At 41.6% G+C, this 15,881-nt stretch carries 16 protein-coding genes; 3 read left to right on the forward strand and 13 right to left on the reverse strand.

Annotated features, from left to right (window positions below; all coding sequences use genetic code 11):
* Positions 1-30: 30 nt before the first annotated feature.
* The 6 genes from WKU33_RS08910 to WKU33_RS08935 form a co-directional block, all read right to left on the reverse strand.
* Positions 31-390, reverse strand: coding sequence for a YppG family protein (locus WKU33_RS08910; RefSeq protein ID WP_188857124.1), 360 nt, complete (start codon positions 388-390; stop codon positions 31-33).
* 84 nt (positions 391-474) lie between these two features.
* Positions 475-726 carry a glutaredoxin family protein gene (locus WKU33_RS08915; RefSeq protein WP_156856005.1) on the reverse strand — a complete coding sequence of 84 codons (252 nt, stop codon included), beginning with the start codon at positions 724-726 and terminating at the stop codon, positions 475-477.
* Between the two features lie 246 nt (positions 727-972).
* Positions 973-1,710: a PepSY domain-containing protein gene (locus WKU33_RS08920; RefSeq protein WP_340454177.1), complete on the reverse strand. Its 738-nt coding sequence runs from the start codon at positions 1,708-1,710 to the stop codon at positions 973-975.
* A gap of 25 nt (positions 1,711-1,735) precedes the next feature.
* Positions 1,736-2,119 (reverse strand): PepSY domain-containing protein, encoded by a 384-nt coding sequence (locus WKU33_RS08925; RefSeq protein WP_336253210.1) that lies wholly within the window; start codon positions 2,117-2,119, stop codon positions 1,736-1,738.
* A 108-nt stretch (positions 2,120-2,227) separates the two neighbouring features.
* Positions 2,228-3,592, reverse strand: coding sequence for a sensor histidine kinase (locus tag WKU33_RS08930; RefSeq protein ID WP_340454178.1), 1,365 nt, complete (start codon positions 3,590-3,592; stop codon positions 2,228-2,230).
* Positions 3,589-4,281 (reverse strand): response regulator transcription factor, encoded by a 693-nt coding sequence (locus WKU33_RS08935; protein WP_340454179.1) that lies wholly within the window; start codon positions 4,279-4,281, stop codon positions 3,589-3,591. The genes WKU33_RS08930 and WKU33_RS08935 overlap by 4 nt, the downstream gene beginning before the upstream one ends.
* A 101-nt stretch (positions 4,282-4,382) precedes the next feature.
* Here WKU33_RS08935 and WKU33_RS08940 point away from each other — a divergent pair, with 101 nt between their 5' ends.
* Positions 4,383-5,012, forward strand: a complete 630-nt coding sequence (locus WKU33_RS08940; protein WP_340454180.1) for a VOC family protein — start codon at positions 4,383-4,385, stop codon at positions 5,010-5,012.
* Between the two features lie 283 nt (positions 5,013-5,295).
* Here the strand turns inward: WKU33_RS08940 and WKU33_RS08945 are convergent, their stop codons facing one another.
* The 3 genes from WKU33_RS08945 to WKU33_RS08955 all read right to left on the reverse strand — a co-directional run bounded on the left by WKU33_RS08945 (position 5,296) and on the right by WKU33_RS08955 (position 7,762).
* Entirely contained in the window at positions 5,296-5,616 is a 321-nt protein-coding gene (locus WKU33_RS08945) for a thioredoxin family protein (RefSeq protein WP_336252385.1), read from the reverse strand.
* A gap of 48 nt (positions 5,617-5,664) precedes the next feature.
* On the reverse strand, positions 5,665-6,477 hold the full coding sequence (locus WKU33_RS08950) for a DUF368 domain-containing protein (protein ID WP_336252384.1): 813 nt from the start codon (positions 6,475-6,477) through the stop codon (positions 5,665-5,667).
* 112 nt (positions 6,478-6,589) lie between these two features.
* On the reverse strand, positions 6,590-7,762 hold the full coding sequence (locus tag WKU33_RS08955; RefSeq protein ID WP_340454182.1) for a CapA family protein: 1,173 nt from the start codon (positions 7,760-7,762) through the stop codon (positions 6,590-6,592).
* A gap of 381 nt (positions 7,763-8,143) precedes the next feature.
* On the opposite strand from WKU33_RS08955, the gene WKU33_RS08960 reads away from it, so the two are divergent.
* Complete coding sequence (locus WKU33_RS08960) at positions 8,144-8,329, forward strand: hypothetical protein (protein ID WP_188857222.1); 186 nt, start codon at positions 8,144-8,146, stop codon at positions 8,327-8,329.
* A 730-nt stretch (positions 8,330-9,059) separates the two neighbouring features.
* Here WKU33_RS08960 and typA read toward each other — a convergent pair.
* The 3 genes from typA to WKU33_RS08975 form a co-directional block, all read right to left on the reverse strand.
* A complete protein-coding gene (typA, locus tag WKU33_RS08965; RefSeq protein WP_156856014.1) occupies positions 9,060-10,874 on the reverse strand; it encodes a translational GTPase TypA in 1,815 nt (604 codons plus the stop codon).
* 328 nt (positions 10,875-11,202) lie between these two features.
* A complete protein-coding gene (locus tag WKU33_RS08970; protein WP_340454184.1) occupies positions 11,203-12,561 on the reverse strand; it encodes a sensor histidine kinase in 1,359 nt (452 codons plus the stop codon).
* A gap of 3 nt (positions 12,562-12,564) precedes the next feature.
* Positions 12,565-13,251 (reverse strand): response regulator transcription factor, encoded by a 687-nt coding sequence (locus WKU33_RS08975; protein WP_336252382.1) that lies wholly within the window; start codon positions 13,249-13,251, stop codon positions 12,565-12,567.
* A gap of 345 nt (positions 13,252-13,596) precedes the next feature.
* On the opposite strand from WKU33_RS08975, the gene WKU33_RS08980 reads away from it, so the two are divergent.
* The gene (locus WKU33_RS08980; RefSeq protein WP_188857135.1) at positions 13,597-14,943 is read left to right on the forward strand and encodes a S1C family serine protease; all 1,347 of its coding nucleotides are present in this window, start codon (positions 13,597-13,599) and stop codon (positions 14,941-14,943) included.
* Positions 14,944-15,071: 128 nt separating this feature from the next.
* On the opposite strand, the gene WKU33_RS08985 is transcribed toward WKU33_RS08980, so the two are convergent.
* Positions 15,072-15,737, reverse strand: coding sequence for a TraR/DksA C4-type zinc finger protein (locus tag WKU33_RS08985; RefSeq protein WP_340454185.1), 666 nt, complete (start codon positions 15,735-15,737; stop codon positions 15,072-15,074).
* Positions 15,738-15,881: the final 144 nt, after the last annotated feature.

Raw genomic sequence — 15,881 nt, forward strand, 5'->3', positions numbered from 1 at the left:
GCTCATCGACCCCTATTTATCCGACCTAACTTATCTGAATGTCCTGATCAAGGAGCTTAACTGTCTCACAATCGGAGAAACTTGATGATATGTGCTCGCTAACTGATTAATGGTTGTCATCGTTTTACTAAAGTCCACTTGTCCATTTGCATCGGTAAAAGCACGAAGAAGGCCGGCTTGCGTCTGTTCCGACGACGGATTGCCATACGCTTCCTGACTTTGGCTTTGACTTTGACTCATCAAATTAAGTGGTTGTGGCGGTTTTGCATAGCGTTCATAAGGTGTTATATGTGATATAGGTGTATAGGGAGAGTTTGGTATATTGGGTGGTTGCTGGCGAGCAAATGGTGGTGTGTTTCGATTAGCGTACAGATACGGATGCCGCCTCATTCTATCGTCCATTTGGAACACCTCTTTATCCAAACATTGATTCATACTATAAATTATGCAGCTAGGGGAGCTTTTGTTATTCGTTTAGTTTTCGACTTTCCTAAGCGTGTGGTGTATCCGTTCTTTTTGAAAACCTAATATCGAATGTTTCTCCCCTTTTACAAACATTGCTGGTGTACCGTAAACCCCTTTCTTCTGCATTTCTGTCATATAATCCCTATTCTGGGTTACATTTTTTATTTTGTAAGTAACGTCGTACTTTTTGACGAGATTTACTACTTTTGTGCAATACTGATTATTGTCACTCACATAAATGATTACATCATAGTTGTCCATCTAAAATTCCTCCAAAAACTTCCCTTATTTCTTTCTTTTTTTATACCTTTTTAATACCCGATTAAATATAAAATGAAACTTCATTCAGTGGGGTTTCTTATCTCCCACACTGAATGTTAGTTGAACAGAAAATATTTCGCTTAAAACTCATCAAATAAACAATAGTCAACGCCTATACGTTGCATAAAAGGGTAACAAAAAACACGGTACTAAGTTGCTGCACCGTGCTTTTCTTCTTTTTTGCAATTAATCATCTAAATCTATATCAACAACGAGCACTTCTCCCGTGTAGGCATCGATTTCGATTTCTGCCTCTCCTTCGGGGCTCTCAATTTCGATTTCATATATTAAGCGACCATCTTCTCTATCCAAATCTATATCATCCACCACACCGGAGAACTGTTTTAATGCAATTTCAATTGCTTTTTCTTGACTGATTGTTGATTTCCGCTCATCGGATTGCTTCTTGGAATCATCATTGGGACCTTTTTTTGCTTCGTTATCTTCTTTTTTCGCTTCTTCTGCATCCTCTTGTTTTGGTGCAGTTACCGTTTTACGCTCGGTCTCTTTTGTATCTCCAGTTGCTTTTTCTTTCATTTCCAAGTCTGTTTCTTTTTTATTTGTAGCTGATGCTTCTCTCTTATCTCCATTTTCCTTCTGCTTATCCGTAGTCATATCTTTCTTTTCATCTGCTTTAGCTAGCCATTTTTCTTCCAGCTTTAATACCTCACCCGAGTTCCCGTCAATTACTAATTCATATCCTTGCCCGTCGATGACAATTTCCACTTCATAGATAGGATTTGTCTCTTGTTCATCTAACTTAAGTGCAGTGATTTCCCCGGGATATTGGGCCTCCACTTTTTCCGTAACTTCTTTCTCGGTTAGGTCAGGTCCGGCTGAAACCGATAAATTTTGACTGAAAATAAGCCCTAATACAGTGGCAATCGCCATAGCCCCAATTGCCATTAGCAATTTTTTATTCATTATGACCCCCTCCTAGCTTAGCTAATTAATCATCCCAGCTGTCATCATCTTGTTCGATTTCTACCTCGATAATCTCACCTGTCATTGCATCAAGTTCGATTTCTGCTTCATGCGTACCATCTCTTAATTCAACCTCATAAATCAATCTGCCGTCATCCTTGTCGAGTTCAATTTCCGTCACTTTACCTTCGAATTCGGTTAAAGCAATTTGCTTTACTTCTTCAATCGATAGCACACCTGCAAATGGATCCTGGTTTTCCCCTGTTTTTTCCTTCGTTTCTTGTACTTCTTCCGTTTCACTCGCTGCAACAATCGGCTCTGTCGGTGCAGCGTTCGACTGATAAGCAGTAAAACCAATGACCAATGCTATCGTCAATGTCCCAATTCCATATCCTAACTTTTTATTCATTTTATTTCCTCCTTTGATCTCTGCTTTTATCATAGCTCGGGCAGATAATAGGAGGATGTGAGGAAGATTAGAAAATGCTGAGAAACGAATCTTTACGGAGAGTAAACGTTATTTTTCATCGGGCCCTTCTTTCATAACCGGTAAAACCATTGTAAAAGTCGAGCCCTCCCCTAGGGTACTGTCCACAGTTAGCTTTCCTTGATGGTCTTCGGCAATTTCCCTAGCGATAGACAGGCCGAGCCCACTGCCACCGGTCCCTCTGCTTCTTGCTTTATCGACCCGGTAAAACCGCTCGAATATCCGTTCCTGATCTTCTGGAGCTATTCCACTTCCATAATCTTTCACAGAATAAATCACGTCACCATTATAAGTAAACAGACTTACTGTAATTTTATCTTCACTGTATTTCAAGGCATTTTCAATTAAAATATAAATAATTTGTTCGAGCTGCCCAACATTCCCTAAAACATGTATCGTTTCGGTATTTTTATGAAATTCGATTTCCCTATTATAAGCCTGCTTGAATGTTGTAATCGAATGCTCGATTAGTTGAACAAGTTCGACACGTTCGTGGACAACATTTTCTTTATTTTTCGCCAAAGATAAAAGTTGCTCCACTAGCCGTTTCATCCGGTCGGCTTCCGAATCAATTACTTCAATTGATTCGTCCAGTAGTTCAGGGTTGTCCTTCCCTCTTCTTGCAAGCAGCTGAGCGTAACTCTTCACAATCTGTATCGGAGTTTTCAATTCATGGGAAGCGTTGGATACAAAGTCTTCCTGTCTTTCGTAGTTATCCTTTAGCTGATCAATCATTTCATTGAAGGTAACTTCCATTTCATAGAGCTCATCCTTGGAACGGTCTCTGTGATCGATCTTCTCCCATTTCCGCTCCTTAATGTTCGTTTTCATCGTCCGTGTCAGTTCTTCAATAGGATTGAGAAGGAAACGACTCAGGATATTACTACCGATAACCGTCGGGATGAGGATAACGAGTGATACGATGATAAGTACGTAAAATAAAATTCGCATCGTATTCGTAAGAGCCACTAAATTATCAGACATCTGCAGCGTGACAACACTCCCATCATGCCAAATGATCGGCTTAGTTACAACAGCGACATGGACACCGCGCTCTGGCCGTTCAATTTCATGAGTCTCCGCAGTCTGGAACGCACCTTCCAATGTCCGATAAGCCTCTCCTTTACGTTTAAATTCTATTGCCCGCTGGTCACTCGAGAACACCTTCACCATCCCATTTGCCGGTAGAAAAGCATTGATTACTTCACTCGCCTCTTCCCCGCTCGTCGTCTGTGAGAGATGCTCGATCAGAACATCAGTCTGCAAGGATAGTTCCGTTAATTGGCCATCCGTTGCATTCTTATAAAAGAGAAAATAGATGAATGTATTGACAAGGATGAGCATACTTAGAATGAGAACACTGGAAAACAAGCGGATTTTCGTCCTTAATTTCATTGTTCAAGGTCCTTTATCGTATAGCCTACCCCGCGCACTGTTTGAATAACCGCGGTCTCAAAACCTTTATCCACTTTTTGCCGCAAGTAGCGGATATAGACGTCGACAACATTTGTGTCACCGTAATAATCGAACCCCCAAACTTGTTCAATCAGCTGCTCCCTTGTCAGGACAATGTTTTTATTTTGCAATAAACAGACGAGCAGATCGAATTCCCTTGGTGTAAGATCGATTTGCACTTCGCCTCTTGAAACTTCTCGGGCGCTCGGATTCACTCTCAAATCAGCAACAGTAAGGTACTCGTTATTCTCCTTCTTCGCTTTCGGCCGGCGTAAAAGAACGCGGATCCGCGCTAATAATTCCTCAATCTGGAAAGGCTTCGTAATATAATCATCCGCCCCAAGGTCGAGCCCACTTACCTTATCATGAATTTCATCCCTTGCTGTAAGTAGAACGATTGGTGTTTCCTCATCGAAACGACGGACTCTCCGCAACACTTCAAGACCGCTTAATCCAGGAATCATAATATCTAACAAGACAAGATCCCAGTTCTCTTCTTCTATAAGTCGCAACGCATCTTTCCCATTATCTGCGACACCTGTTTCATAATTTTCATATTCGAGTTCGAGTTGCAGCACTCGGCTTAATTTTTGTTCATCTTCAATAATCAGGATTTTAGGTTTTGCCATATTCACACCTGCCAATTTTAAGATTAATTACTTTCTATTATACGCATAAATGCTTATCATGACGATAAGCAGAAGTTTTCATTTTACAAAGGAGGATTAGCATGCTAGCAATTGATCATCTTGTAATCGTTTCAAAGAATCCCGAAAAGGATGCCCAGCAGTTTGTTGAACAGCATCATGCAATCGCTATTGAAGGTGGAAAACATGAGAAATGGGGAACGTACAACTTCCTTGCTCACTTCCAAAATGACAGTTATATCGAATGGCTCGGAATTTTCGATGAGGAACTTGCTAGGAAAAGCAATCTCCCATTAGTGAGAAATGCAGTTGATTCCCTCGATCAAGGAAGGACCGGACTCCTTACCTTTGCTTTACGGACGAGTAATCTAGATGCCCAGCTGACCTATTTTAAAGAAAATCAGATCCCGTATAGTGGTCCGTATCCAGGAATGCGGAAGAAGATTGACGGTTCAACTCTATCTTGGAAAATGCTTTTTCCCGAAGACGCGGAGAATTTGCCATTTCTAATTGAATGGGGCGCAACAGAGAACAAGCCAGACAACACTGCGAAAATTAATCCGCGTAATTTGAATGAGATTACAATCCCAACTGATCCATTCAAGTACGAGGATGTCTTTCAGCTGAAAGTGCGTGACGATACAATCCAATTGGAGAATGGAAGACTTCTATTTACAAACGACGAGCAGTTTAATTTTAATTTAAGTGAATAAGGAGAAAGATAAGGAATCGTAATAAAGAAGCTTGCAATCAACTCAATTGTTAATCGCAAGCTTCTTTATAAATGATAAGAAAGTATAAAATAAAAATGCTTAATAACTTAGGTATCCGGGGCTAGCCACGTCCGGCTCCAGCGCCCAGCAACTAGCAAACTTCACACTCCTCCAATCGATAAGTCAACATCAACTCACTGCCGTTCGTTGTGTTTCCTTTATCTCATTCCGGAGTGCTCCAGTTTGTACGTTGCTTAACGGGCGCTTCCGCCTTTGTTTAATATTACCCTAATTGTTGTTGTAAAAATTCCGTTACTTCTTCTGGAGTCTTCGTATAAGCACTGTGCTGATGCGCTAGTTTTTCCCCATTTTGGAAAATTAGTACGCTCGGAATTCCCATTACTTCATACTTTTCAGCAATTCCTTCTATCTCATCAATATTCACTTCGTACCAGTTATAATTGTTGAACTCATCCATTACCTGGCCCGAGAACATATCAAAGCGTCTGCAGTCTGGGCACCAGTTAGCGAAGAACTTAATAATGACCGGATCTGCACTTTGTATAACTTCATCAAATCTAGCTTGCGTTGTGATTAGTTCCATCTGAATTCTCCTTTTATACCCTCTTTAAATTATTTTCTTATATTGTAACTATTTATACTCTATTCGTCCAAGGATATACGCTGTTAAAAGCCCTGTGAAAAATGTAAGAACACTAACAAAGAACATACCAACCGTTTGGGGTATTCCCGGGAAAACGACGAAAACTGAACCTGCAACAAGTCCTATTGCGGCTGCGAATGTAATAGTGAAATAGTTTCGTAAAAAATAGCCGACAATTCTGCTCATGATGACAAAACCGATCGCAATCCCAAGTCCAGTCACAATGATGATATCAAATTTTAAATTACTGACGGCAGCAATGACTGTCGGATATACACCAAGAACAAGAAGCAAGAATGAGCCACTTATCCCTGGAAGAATCATTGCCGCGCTGCCGATTATACCTGAAACAAATAGATATGCATATGTTTTCAGGGTAATATTCGTAATAATTTCCCCTTCTCCAACATTCATAAGCCCTATTGTAGCAATAATGATAACACCGACCAGCATCACACCGATATGCTGCAGACGAAATGAATTCTTCGCATCAGCTTTATAAAATAAATAAGGCAGGACGCCAAGGATCAGTCCGAGGAAGAAAAATAATGTCGGCATCGGATGGTGGATAAACAACCATTCGATCACTTTCGCAAACACGAACAACGCTGCTACCATGCCAATCCCAAGCGGAATGAGAAATCCTAAATGCTTCTTCCAGTCCTTACTAAAAAAGCCGTTAATTGCTTCAATCAACCGCTCATAAATTCCAAGTAAAAGTGCAATGGTACCGCTACTGATTCCCGGGACGACCTCTGTAGCACCCATCAATATCCCTCGATATATATTTTTCCATTCCATGCGATGAATCTCCTTAACGTATGTAAATTTAAATACATTTTACATCATACCAAAAAAAGACTTGGCATGCCTATCTTAAGTGTGACCTTTCTTGGAACAGGCCACACTTCCCTTACTTTTCTTCTATGAATCTAAGCTCTGGCATCCACTGAGACATATGCATTTTTATTTCTTCATAATGCCGATCTGCTTCTTTCAATTCCTTATTTGTTAAGGAATACATCGGTACAACCTCATAGTCTTCCAAGTCCTCATGGAATGTGACATACGTCGGCAAGAGAGTGGGTGAATGAATTTCAATACTCTCCTTTTCCTTATAAGTTGTCTTCGTCACGGTAAAGGTAAACATCCCGCCAATCCGCTTATATAACCCCTGTTGATTCGAAAGGAAATTACCTAGACTATAAATAACGAGCGTTTCGTTTCCATCTTTTCCTTCTACCCATGCAGCCGGCTGTAAAACATGTGGATGATGGCCGATGACTGCATGGACACCATGGTCAGCTGCAAATTGAACGAGCTCCTTCTGTTCTTCATTTGGCATCCGCTCATATTCATTTCCAAAATGCAGGTTTAAAACGATAATATCTGCTTCAGCTTCCGCCTCGGCGATATCTTCTGCCATCTGCTCTTGATCGATGAGATTGACCAGATAAGGCTTATCCTCTGGTACTGGAATTCCATTTGTCCCGTACGTATAATTGAGGAATGCAACAGAGATCCCCTCATCCGTTTCGATTACACGCACCTTTTTTCGATCCGCTTCATCCTTATAGGCACCAACATACATCATATCAAGATTTTCCCAATGGTTAATTGCTTGCTGAATCGCTTTTTCCCCGCGGTCTAGTGTATGATTATTTGCCAGCATGACGACATCGACCCCGGCGTCCTTCAACGCATTACCAATCTCTTTCGGGCTATTAAATGCCGGATAGGTGGATAACCCAAGTTCTACCCCGCCGATCATCGACTCTTGGTTTGCCGTCGTAATCGTCGCCTCACTTAAATAAGCTTCCACCTTTTCAAGCATCGGGGAAAAATTAAATGTGCTCCCTGTCCAAGCATCGACATAGACTGGTTCATGTAATAATACATCTCCAATAGAAGAAATCGTAATCTCTTCCACAATCACACCTGGGATTGGCTCTTTGAATATCAACTCGCTTTCCATTCCGGTTACCGTTTTCCCCGTACCTGTAACTTTTATCGTCATATTACATGCGCTAAGCAAACTAACCAGACATAGAATGAGTCCAACGATCATACAATCTTTTATTCTCAAACTTCTTTTCTCCATTCATTTTTTATCACGCATTAACGGTCTGTAATACCCCACCTCTAAAGAACAAGAGGGAAGCCCCACATGTGAAGGTGGGGATATACAGTCCGTAAATCCCTGATTCGGTTCAACTAACATTCAGTGAGGAAGGTAAGGATACCCCTACTGAATGAAGTTTCACTTTATTAAGCATATGACTGAACAACTATTATTTTACTGCTTATAGGCTATTTGCTCAATAGAAGGGAGGAAAATAAAATATCAATAAATTTTAGCTTCATAATGATAAACTGGATGGAATTGGATATAGTATAATAAGAGGAGACATTTCGGTTTATGATGTGCGGATTATTAACAAAGGGATTATCTAATGGGGGAATCGTGGTGAAACGATATTTATCTGGAATTTTAATTGTAGCAAGTGTTCTCATCATTATTATTGGCAATATGTTGGACCGATACTGGAGTGGCATTGCAGCATGGGGAGTTGCCATCATCTTACTTATTTTCGCCGCCTATTTTACAAAACACATCCCGAATGATAAAAAGAAAAAGCCGAAAGAGCAGTGAAGGGATGCTGGATGAAGTAGTTTTAATCCTGTTAAAAATTCATCCTTGAAAATAGGGTGGTTTTTTTATGCCCGGAAGATAGAAAACGGTGGAGTTGGAGTAGGGAGTTAGAGGAGCCCCGAGTTCACAGAGGATCTGCTCAGGTTCATAGATAAAAAACTCTGAGTTCACGGGAGAATAGTTCATGTTAATAATGAAAATGCTCTAATTCACAATTGGGTATGCAGTCTCTAAAACTCCAGTAAATTCTGAAGCTAACAAAAGAATCGAAGTTCCAAATAAATCTCTGAAGTTCACGAGGAAATTCCAGAATTTCACAATATACTGGATTACTTGCTCTAACCCCAGTGTCCCTGCTCTTAAACTGGGACAGTTACTCTGACCCCAATGTTCCTGCTCTTAAACTGGGACAGTTGCTCTGACCCCAGTGTCCCTGCTCTTAAACTGGGACAGTTGCTCTGACCCCAGTGTCCCTGCTCTTAAACTGGGACAGTTGCTCTGACCCCAGTGTCCCTGCTCTTAAACTGGGACAGTTGCTCTGACCCCAGTGTCCCCACTCTTAAACTGGGACAGTTACTCTGACCCCAATGTCCCTGCTCTTAAACTGGGACAGTTGCTCTGACCCCAATGTCCCTGTTCAAAAAGAGACAGGGTGAGGTATTTCTTCATCCTGTCTCTTGAATCTAACTGCCCATGAATTAATATGTTCGGGTTGTGTCGGGAGTTTTATTTATTTTTTCGCTGCTTTTTCTCTTTCGGATTTATTTAAGATTTTTTTCCGGAGGCGGATGGATTCTGGGGTAACTTCGCAATATTCGTCATCATTCAAGTATTGCAATGCTTCCTCCAATGACATCTTTCTCGTTTTTCGGATATTTGCTGTTTGATCTTTTGTTGATGCGCGCATATTCGTCAAATGCTTTTCTTTTGTAATATTTACGGTCAAATCATTATCCCGGTTATGCTCGCCGATAATCATACCAGCATATACTTCCTGTCCTGGTTCAGCGAAAATAGTACCACGGTCTTCCAAATGTAAAATACTATAAGTGGAAACTTTACCATTTTCCAGTGCAACTAGTACACCTTCGCGTCTTCCACCAACATTACCTTTAATAACTGGTTCAAAGGCTTCGAATGTATGATTCAAAATTCCATAACCACTCGTCTGGGACATGAATTCAGTCGTATACCCAAGCAGACCCCTTGATGGCACTTTAAATTCAATACGAACTTGGCCATCTCCATAGTTCACCATATCGAGCATTTCCCCTTTACGCTCTCCTAGGGACTCCATCACCGTTCCTGTATATGCTTCTGGAACATCAATTTGCACACGTTCCACCGGCTCGCAATCTACACCATCTATTTCTTTAATAATTACTTCTGGTTTCGAAAGCTGGAGTTCAAAGCCTTCTCTTCGCATGTTCTCAATCAGGATCGACAAGTGCAGTTCACCGCGTCCAGAAACTATCCAAGCGTCCGGCGTATCAGTCGGATCAACACGCAGACTTACATCTGTTTCAAGTTCCTTCATGAGCCGTTCTTCAATTTTTCTAGCGGTAATATATTTTCCTTCTTTACCGGCAAACGGGCTATTATTCACAAGAAACGTCATTTGCAGTGTCGGTTCATCGATTCGTAACCATGGCAGGGCCTCCGGATGATCTTTCGGGCAGACCGTTTCCCCGATATTAATATCTTCTAATCCAGAAACAGCTACAATCTCACCGGCACTTGCTTCTTCAATTTCAATCCGTTTTAAACCGAGAAAACCGAACAGCTTGGAAATCCGATATGACTTGTTCGTTCCGTCCTGTTTCATTAGAACGACTTGCTGACCGACATGGATTTTCCCTCTAGCAACCCGACCGACACCAATTCTTCCGACATAATCATTGTAATCAAGCAATGTCACTTGGAATTGTAATGGCTCATCGGAGTTATCAATAGGGGCAGGGATATGTTTCATAATCGTCTCGAAAATTGGATCCATCGTTTCCTCTTGTTGATCCGGTTCAAGACCTGACGTACCATTTAAAGCTGATGCATAGACGACAGGGAATTCCAATTGCTCATCATCCGCTCCTAGCTCAATAAACAAGTCAAGCACTTCATCGATTACTTCTTCCGGTCGTGCGTTAGGTCTGTCGACTTTGTTCACGACGACCATTGGCCGCAGTTTTTGTTCGAGTGCTTTTTTGAGCACGAAACGGGTCTGAGGCATCGTTCCCTCGTAAGCATCAACGACAAGTGCTACCCCGTCCACCATTTTCATAATCCGCTCGACTTCTCCACCGAAGTCCGCGTGACCTGGTGTATCGAGAATATTTATCGTTGTATCCTCATATTTAACAGCAGTATTCTTCGCTAATATTGTAATTCCACGTTCACGTTCAATATCACCTGAGTCCATTGCACGATCATCGACCTGCTCATTTTCCCGGAATGTTCCAGAGTATTTTAACAGTTGATCGACAAGCGTTGTCTTCCCGTGATCAACGTGGGCAATAATTGCAATATTACGTATATCTTTTCTTTGCATAACGTCCGCTCCTCTTTTTTAAGGGATGAATCAAGCCCTTATTATAACATATTATCGAGTTCGAGTATATTTATCGGAATTATAACGCTTTTTGCAAAGGGTTAGTGACCTAAAAAGTAAAAACAACTCCTGGAAAGGGATTCGAGTCTGTCCCTCTAAATCTCTAGGAGTCGTCTTGCCAGGAAACTGATAAGCTCGATCTATATCTTTCGGCAACAGAAAAAGGCTTCGTAAGGAACTGTTCTCCCTTATCTCTACCCTTTTATAACAAAATAATACAATATTGGTCAAAAAACCCCGAGGATATCCCCGAAGTTTTGCATTTTTCTTAGCCCTGTTTCTCTCTTTTATTACTCACTACTGGCAACGTAATGATAAATCTCGCTCCTTCTAAATCCGGCGAGCGGTCGACACTGATCTTGCCGTCCGATTGTTCAATAATTGCCCGGGCAATAGCAAGGCCAAGTCCGCTTTCGCCACTTTTCCCTTTAATGAAACGGTGAAAAATATGTGGAATTAAGTCTTCTGCAACACCGTCTCCGTCATCTTCTACTGTAATCATGAGTTGCTTATGCTCGGTATATGCATGGATACGTATCCGGCTCTTCGCATGGCGGATTGCATTGACGACAATATTGGAAAGGGCGCGCAGCATTTTCTCCTCATCTGCATAAATCTGAATATCCTCTTTAACTTGTTTGTCCACTCTGATATTATTTTCCGTTAACATTGGGAAGAGCCGATCAATGACTGCATCAATTAAAACATCCCCAGACAGCATGATGGGCTCGTACGTTTTCTCTGTATCAAGCTTGGCGAGCAGAATCATTTCATTAATAATGACTTTCAGCCGCTTCACTTCCTCAACCATCAGCTCTAGTCCCTTATCTTTTTCTTCTCCTTCAAACACACCGTCTTTAATCCCTTCCGCATAGCCTTGAATTGTCATGAGCGGTGTTTTCAATTCATGACTCGCATTCTGGAAAAATACTTGCTGGGAACTCATATAACGTTGTAGTTCATTCGCCATTTCAAACACACTTTGTTCCACTTCTTTAATTTCCCCTGTTGCCTTAATCCGCTCGACATCATCGAACTGACGCTTCTCAATCTTCTTCAATTGCCGCTGGAGAAGTGTTAGTGGTGTTACAAGTGTATTTGTTAAATAATAACTTAGCCAAATTGCGAGCAAAGCACCAATAAGAAAGATGAGAAATAACCTCTTGATGAAGTTTCGCTGAATCTCATGTAGGTCAGTCATCGGTGTCAATAAAATTAATTCGAGGCCGAGAGCGTCCGGGTTAAAAAGGATGCGGGATGTGACAAAACGGTCATTGCCAAGTTGCCACATCGTCTCTTTCGTGTTGGCAAAGTTATTTTCCTGGAAAAATCCAGCAACGACCGAATTGGGCATCGTGGAGAACAATACGGTATCCATATTCCGGTCATAAAGGAACAATTGAAGCTCCTGGTCATTTAAAAATTGATTAAATTCATGGATATCCTTTGTCGTTCCGTACTGCTCGGTTAAAAAATTTGCAAGCAGTTCACCGGTTTCCTCCAGCTGTCTCTGCTCATCCTGCACAAGAATATCTAATATTAAAGAGTAAATGAGATAGCCGGTCACCGTTAAGACGACGATAAGCAGCCCAGTAAATGCTAGGGTTAATTGTGAGCGTAGTTTCATCGCTTATTCCTCATCTTTTCGCAATCGATATCCATAGCCCCATACGGTTTCAAGTGGGATATCCGGTATTTTTTTACGGATCCGTTTCACAAGATCATCCACCGCCCGGTCACTTCCGAAATAATCATTGCCCCAAATGTTTAGGAGTAATTCTTCCCTTGAAAAAGCCCGGTTCGGATTTTGCGCGAATAAGAGCAGCATATCGTACTCTTTTGTCGTTACCTCAAATTCGTCACCAGCCCAGAATATCCTCCGTTCATCAAGGTAAATCAGTAACTCCCCTACCTTCATCCGCTCAAGAGGCTGTTGCTCCATTTGCCTGCCGAGGCTCGTTCGTTTAAATAGCCGCTTTACACGGGCAACAAGCTCCCTAGGACTAAAAGGCTTTGTAAGATAATCATCCCCACCAAGCTCAAGACCAAGAATCTTATCGATTTCATCATCTTTTGCAGAGATGATGATGATTGGTACTTCACTTTCCATGCGGATTCGCTTACAGAATTCATAGCCATCCATCCCTGGAAGCATAATATCAAGAATCCACATATCAGGCGGATTCGTTTGCCACACTTCCCAGCCCTCTTCCCCAGTTGACATGATGATGACATCATAGCCTTCTTTCTTGAGGTAGGCACGCACAATACTTTGGATATTTTTATCATCTTCTACTACACCAATTGTGTAACTCATTTCTTGTCACCTTTTCATTGTTTTACTTATCTTCATTTTCACATAGAATGTATTAAAATTATACTAAAAAGCTGTCAAAAATCATCTTCCACATTTTTTCCACAATTACGCCTAAGCTTTCCCTTTTCTAATGGGTATAATAAGAAATGTAAGGAAGTGGTTGACACCATCTACTCCTTAGAACTTCCCCTTTTATTTGATATATTTGGAAGCCGCAATCACATCCCTATTGCGGTCTTCCTATGTAGAGTTGCTGAGGTCAAGATTTCTTTTCAGCAGCTCTCTCTTTTCTTTTACTTATATTCATAATAATTGATAGAATACTTAATAGAAAGGGTGATTTTGATGAATTTTGAAGACAAAAGACCAAATCATTCACAGGAGAGCGGCGAATATAAGCAGCCTTCAAACGAATCTCCGGACACAGAAAATGTTCTAGAAGAGCAAGAATATGAAGATGTAAGTGACAATGAGCAAACTTCTACCCCGGCGCAAGCTCCATTAGATGGGAAGAACGGGAAAAAGAATAAAAAATGGAGCGGCTGGAGCGCACTTGCCGGCGGACTAATCGGTGGGGCAGTTGCAGCAGTGATTGTCGCAATGTTGTTTGTAAACAATATTATCCCACTGGACGGTAACACACAAACGAGCCCGGTGACGGAAAATCAAAGCAGTGAAGCGGCAGCAATCATCGATACTTTTTCCTCTGAAGACGCGGATAGCTCAACAAACATCCAGGAAGTATCCGATGCAGTAGTTGGAGTCGTTAATTTGCAACAACGAAGCATTTGGGATGGCGATGAAGAAGCTGGAACCGGATCTGGAATTATTTATAAAAAAGAAGATGGAAAAGCATATATCGTAACGAACCAACATGTTGTTGACGGTGCAGAAAATGTGGAAATTGTACTTGGTGATGAGGAACGGATTCCAGCGACTGTGCTTGGCGAGGATGCATTGATGGATCTTGCTGTACTTGAGGTCGACGGCGAATTAATCGATACTGTTGCGACATTCGGTACGTCGGAAAACCTTGCCGTTGGTGAAACCGTGCTTGCAATCGGCAACCCGCTCGGATTAGATTTTGCCAATACGGTAACGAAAGGAATTATTAGCGGTCTAAATCGTTCGGTTCCAGTTGATACGAATGGTGACGGACAACCGGACTGGGTAACAGAAGTGTTACAGACAGATGCTGCCATCAACCCAGGTAATAGTGGTGGGGCTCTAGTTAATACAAACGGTGAAGTGGTTGGGATCAATTCGATGAAAATTGCTCAAAGTGCCGTTGAGGGAATTGGTTTTGCCATACCAGCTGATACTGCTTTACCGATTATGGAACAACTGGAAACGGAAGGAACAGTCACAAGACCACTGATCGGGATCAGTACAGCTGCTTTATACCAAGTACCACCGGAATATCGCGGGAACATTGATCTTCCCGATGATGTAGAAGGTGGCATGGTGATTGCTAGTGTCGAACCCCGTTCCCCAGCTGATAAAGCCGGTTTACAGCAGTTCGATGTAATTACGAAGATCAACGACGAACCAGTAACTTCAATTCTTGAACTGCGGAAGTATTTATACTCTGATACAGCAGTAGGTGAAGAGATAAAAATCGAATTTATCCGCGATGGCAAAGTAGAGACGACAGAGCTTGTGCTACAAGAGCTCGATGAAAATGCTGCATAATTAATTAAGACATAAGACCGCCTCGGTTTCGAGTGCGGTCTCTTTTTGTGATGTTTGTGTTACGATGTTGGGGACGTGTTGATAGCGAAAACTGTGAACTTAAACAGTCCTCGTAACATTTCAGTATCTCACTCCGACTTCTGATTCCTGAAATGATCTAACGCTTGCTCATCATACTTACCGTCCTCACCTGCTGATATATAACCTTCTATACCCTCAGGTCCCGCATTGTTTTCATCACTATTCGGATACATTTCGTTATAACTATCCTGATCGTCATATAAATCAGAAGGCCCGTCTGAGGAACCGTACCTGCTTACCTCCTGCCAAGCATCCTCTCTATCATAAGCAGTATTATCCACATCCCTTGCTTCCTCGGAACGGATGTTACTCGACATCACTTCTTCCTCAACCGGCCGCTCCCGTGAGAAAGTCTGTTCACTCGCATGCTCCATGCACTTGTCCGCAGTCGGAACAGCCTCCAACCGCTCATACGGAATATCTTGGCCACAAACGGCGCAAATTCCGTATGTACCCTCTTCCATCTCATGAAACGCTTTATTTATATCTTCCAGTTCTTTTTCCGCATGTTCATTCAAGGCAAGGTCTTTACTGCGCTCAAATAATTCCGTTCCCTGATCGCCTGGATGATTATCATAATTAGACAGTTCCCCGCTTATCTCCTGGGAAAATTCATATTTCAAACCAAGCTGGTCTTTCAATTGATCGATTAATTCATGTTCTCGCTCATGTAAGATGTCAAACATTTGTGAAAGTTGTTTGTCGGTTAGCATATGCATAGCTCCCATCTTTCTCATTTTTTACGGAAAATTCCTATCCTTTTAGTAAATTTCATAAAAATTGATGCTTTTTTTGCTATAATGAGCTACATATACTATATGTAAAATGAACAGAATGATTCGGGTTAACTACTGCCC

Origin of the sequence: Oceanobacillus sp. HCA-5259, from assembly GCF_037892815.1 — a bacterium.
Lineage (GTDB): Bacteria > Bacillota > Bacilli > Bacillales > Amphibacillaceae > Oceanobacillus > Oceanobacillus indicireducens.

Coding starts and splice junctions, on each gene's coding strand:
- WKU33_RS08935 (WP_340454179.1), bottom strand. CDS start 4,281: ATGGCAAAACCTAAAATCCTGATTATTGAAGATGAACAAAAATTAAGC.
- WKU33_RS08970 (WP_340454184.1), bottom strand. CDS start 12,561: ATGAAACTACGCTCACAATTAACCCTAGCATTTACTGGGCTGCTTATC.
- WKU33_RS08920 (WP_340454177.1), bottom strand. CDS start 1,710: ATGAATAAAAAATTGCTAATGGCAATTGGGGCTATGGCGATTGCCACT.
- WKU33_RS08975 (WP_336252382.1), bottom strand. CDS start 13,251: ATGAGTTACACAATTGGTGTAGTAGAAGATGATAAAAATATCCAAAGT.
- WKU33_RS08930 (WP_340454178.1), bottom strand. CDS start 3,592: ATGAAATTAAGGACGAAAATCCGCTTGTTTTCCAGTGTTCTCATTCTA.
- WKU33_RS08940 (WP_340454180.1), top strand. CDS start 4,383: ATGCTAGCAATTGATCATCTTGTAATCGTTTCAAAGAATCCCGAAAAG.
- WKU33_RS08915 (WP_156856005.1), bottom strand. CDS start 726: ATGGACAACTATGATGTAATCATTTATGTGAGTGACAATAATCAGTAT.
- WKU33_RS08950 (WP_336252384.1), bottom strand. CDS start 6,477: ATGGAATGGAAAAATATATATCGAGGGATATTGATGGGTGCTACAGAG.
- WKU33_RS08910 (WP_188857124.1), bottom strand. CDS start 390: ATGAGGCGGCATCCGTATCTGTACGCTAATCGAAACACACCACCATTT.
- WKU33_RS08945 (WP_336252385.1), bottom strand. CDS start 5,616: ATGGAACTAATCACAACGCAAGCTAGATTTGATGAAGTTATACAAAGT.
- WKU33_RS08985 (WP_340454185.1), bottom strand. CDS start 15,737: ATGCTAACCGACAAACAACTTTCACAAATGTTTGACATCTTACATGAG.
- typA (WP_156856014.1), bottom strand. CDS start 10,874: ATGCAAAGAAAAGATATACGTAATATTGCAATTATTGCCCACGTTGAT.
- WKU33_RS08925 (WP_336253210.1), bottom strand. CDS start 2,119: ATGAATAAAAAGTTAGGATATGGAATTGGGACATTGACGATAGCATTG.
- WKU33_RS08980 (WP_188857135.1), top strand. CDS start 13,597: ATGAATTTTGAAGACAAAAGACCAAATCATTCACAGGAGAGCGGCGAA.